This is a genomic window from Amnimonas aquatica, assembly GCF_002943415.1.
GTDB lineage: Bacteria > Pseudomonadota > Gammaproteobacteria > Pseudomonadales > Moraxellaceae > Perlucidibaca > Perlucidibaca aquatica_A.
In genome coordinates, this window is record NZ_PTQZ01000200.1 from 1 (window position 1) to 3,234 (window position 3,234).

General features: G+C 65.6%; 4 protein-coding genes. 2 read left to right on the forward strand and 2 right to left on the reverse strand.

Annotated elements, in window-relative coordinates:
* Together C5O18_RS07785 and infA are read left to right on the forward strand one after the other, a co-directional pair.
* A partial coding sequence (locus C5O18_RS07785) for an arginyltransferase (RefSeq protein ID WP_105192930.1) occupies window positions 1–680 on the forward strand: 680 nt, incomplete at its 5' end.
* 97 nt (window positions 681–777) lie between these two features.
* Entirely contained in the window at window positions 778–996 is a 219-nt protein-coding gene (gene infA / locus C5O18_RS07790; protein ID WP_022955964.1) for a translation initiation factor IF-1, read from the forward strand.
* 152 nt (window positions 997–1,148) lie between these two features.
* Here infA and C5O18_RS07795 read toward each other — a convergent pair whose 3' ends face one another.
* Window positions 1,149–2,837 (reverse strand): AMP-binding protein, encoded by a 1,689-nt coding sequence (locus tag C5O18_RS07795; RefSeq protein WP_105192932.1) that lies wholly within the window; start codon window positions 2,835–2,837, stop codon window positions 1,149–1,151.
* 110 nt (window positions 2,838–2,947) lie between these two features.
* Window positions 2,948–3,234: helix-turn-helix transcriptional regulator (locus C5O18_RS07800; protein ID WP_206389794.1), on the reverse strand; the 287-nt coding region annotated here is incomplete at its 5' end.

The following is a 3,234-nucleotide window of genomic DNA, read 5'->3' on the forward strand; positions in this document are numbered from 1 at the left end:
TCACCACGGCGGCGCACGCCTGCAGCTATCTGGACGATCGCCAGGCCATCACCCTGTTCGCCGATCCCGATGCCGACATGACGCCGCAGCTCTACAGCCGGCTGTCCGACATGGGCTTTCGCCGCAGCGGCAACTATGTCTACCGGCCGCAGTGCCGGGAATGCCGCGCCTGCGTCTCGGTGCGCATTCCGGTGGCGCTGTTCGCGCCCCGGCGCAGCCAGCGCCGCTGCTGGCAGCACAATCAGGACATCAGCATCCGCCAGGTGCCGGCCGAGTGGCACGAGGAGCACTACGCGCTCTACGCCCGCTACATCAGCGCGCGCCACCGCGACGGCGACATGTTCCCGCCGACGCCGCGCCAGTACCGCGAGTTCCTGACCTGCGACTGGGCCGAGACCGTGTTCATGGAGTTCCGCGCGGGCGAGCGCCTGCTGGCCGTGGCGGTGACCGACGTGATCGATGACGGCCTGTCGGCGGTCTACACCTTCTACGACCCCGATGAAAACCCGCGCAGCCTGGGCACCTTCGCCATCCTCAGCCAGGTCGAGGAGTGCCGGCGACGCGGCCTGCCCTTCCTGTTTCTGGGCTACTGGGTGCGCCACGCCGACCGCATGCGCTACAAGACCCAGTTCCGTCCGCTGGAGCTGCTGGTCGAGGGAGAATGGCTGCTGGCGAGATGACCTTTGCCAGCGTCGGCCTTTTCGGGCACAATGCGGCGGTTTTTCGGGCGACTAGCCCGGCTCATTACCGTCAACAAGCCCCCGAGGCCCTGGTTGCATGTCGAAAGAAGATCAGATCGAGTTTGATGGTGTGGTGGTCGATACGCTGCCCAACACCATGTTCCGCGTGAAGCTGGAAAACGGCCACATCGTCACCGCCCATATTTCCGGCAAGATGCGCAAGCACTACATCCGCATCCTCACGGGTGACCAGGTCAAGGTCGAAATGACCCCCTACGACCTGACCAAGGGCCGCATCACCTATCGCGTGCGCTGAGCCCTGCTGCCCGACCGCGACCGACGCGATCATGAAAAAGACCGGCACTTGGCCGGTCTTTTCGTTTCAGCGTGCCGCCCGTTCCCGGGCCGGCCCCGCGCAGCGCCATCGGCACCGGCCACCCCGTTTCCGGGAGGCCGGTGCCGCGCGCATCACTCCCAGACCACTTTCTTGCGCTGGCCCAGCCACTCGTCGGCGTGCGACAGGTAGCGGTCCTCGATGATGTTGCGCTTGATCTTCATGGTCGGGGTCAGGAAGCCGTTCTCCATGGTCCACTGGTCCTTCACCACCACCACGTAGTCCAGCTTCTCGTGGTCTTCCAGGGTGGCGTTGACGCCGGCCAGCAAGTCGGTGAACTCCTGGGTCAGGGTGTCCTTGCTCAGATGCCCCTTCGCCAGCTCGGCCTGGGCATCCAGCGACAGCATGAACAACGCGAACGGCTGCGGCTGGCTGGGGCCGGTGACGCAGATGACCTCGACCTTCTGGTGCACGTTGAGCTTGTTCTCGATCGGCACCGGCGCCACGTACTTGCCCTTCGAGGTCTTGAACAGCTCCTTGACGCGTCCGGTGATGCGCAGGCGGCCCTGCGGATCGATCTCGCCGCGGTCGCCGGTCTTCAGGAAGCCGTCGTCGGTCATGTCCTCGGCGGTTTTCGCCGGGTCCTTGTAGTAGCCCATCATCTGGCCCGGGCTCTTCACCTGCACTTCGCCGTTCTCGGCGATGCGCTGCTCGACGCCGGGGTTGGCGTGGCCGACGTAGCCGACACGCACCTCGCCCGGACGCGAGCCGTGCGAATAGCCGTAGTTCTCGGTCATGCCGTAGACATCCAGCAGCTCAAGGCCGAGGCCGCGGTACCACTGCAGGATGTTCGGCGGCAGCGGCGCCGAGGCGGTGATGGCCAGGCGGCACTTGTCGAGGCCGAGCTGGGTCAGCACCTTCTTCTTCACCAGCTTGCCGAGCAGCGGCAGGTTGAACAGGACCTTCTGCTTCTTCAGCGGCAGCTTCTCGTTGATGGCCAGGTAGAACTTGGTCCACAGGCGCGGCACCGAGAAGAAGATGGTCGGCTGGGCGCGCTGCAGGTCCTGCTGGAAGGTCTCCAGCTTGTCGGCGAAGAACACGCTGAAGCCGAAGTACAGCGAGGCGGTCTCGAGCACCGCGCGCTCGGCGACATGCGCCAGCGGCAGGTAGGACAGCATGCGGTCGTCCTGGTTGACCTTGTAGGTGTCGCGCAGCGCCTGGGCCACCGAGCACATGGTGCCGAAGCTGTGCATGACGCCCTTGGGACGCCCGGTGCTGCCCGAGGTGTAGACGATGGTGGACATCTGGTCGGCATCCGGCAGCTGGACATCGGCCAGCGGCTCGGTGGTGGCGATGATGTCGTCGTACTGCGGCACGTCGGCGCGCGGCGACAGCGGCAGGCTGATGGTCGGCAGCTCGGCCGGCAGCACCGGCGCGATGTCCTTCCAGCCGTCGGCGATGCCGTCCAGCTTGCCGAGGATGATGGCCTTGGCCTCGGCGTGCTCGAGGATGTAGACGGCAGTCTCGCCGTTCAGGGTCGGGTACAGCGGCACGGTGATGTGACCGGCATACCAGATGGCGAGGTCGGCGATGATCCAGTGCGCGCTGTTGCGGCCCAGCAGCGCGATCGAGGAGCGCGGCGGCAGATCCAGGCCCTTGATATAGGCGGCCAGGCGCAGCGCCTGGTCGGCGGCCTGGGCCCAGGTGATCTCGAGGGTGCGTCCGCCCGGCATGGGCTGGGTCATGTAGACGCGGTTCGGGCTGGTTTCAGCCCAGTGCAGGAGGCAATGCGGCAGCGTGGCGCGAGAAGCGTAGCGACTCATTATGATTGTTTCCCGTGTTTGTTGTTGTCTTGCAGGCACTGGTTACAGGTCCGTTATACCAGATTTTCCGCTGCTTTCACGTCATGCGCACAGCGACCGGGACTAATCGGTCACATTGCCGCCATGCGCAACTGTTCGCGATAACGCCCCGGCGCCAGGCCATGGGCGCGCTTGAATGCCTGCCCGAACGCCGTCTCCGAGGAGTAGCCCACCATTTCGGCAATGCGACAGACCGGCTGCTCGGTGTGGCGCAGCTGCCAGGCCGCCAGGCGCATGCGGTGCTCGCTGACATAGGTCAGCGGCGGCTTGCCCATGATCTTCTGGAAACGGTCGGCGAACGCCGAGCGCGACAGGCAGGCCAGCTGCGCCAGGTCGGGCACGGTCCAGTCCTTTTCCG

Excerpts from the sequence above, each read along its gene's own strand:
- infA (WP_022955964.1), top strand. The coding sequence starts at position 778 with ATGTCGAAAGAAGATCAGATCGAGTTTGATGGTGTGGTGGTCGATACG.
- C5O18_RS07795 (WP_105192932.1), bottom strand. The coding sequence starts at position 2,837 with ATGAGTCGCTACGCTTCTCGCGCCACGCTGCCGCATTGCCTCCTGCAC.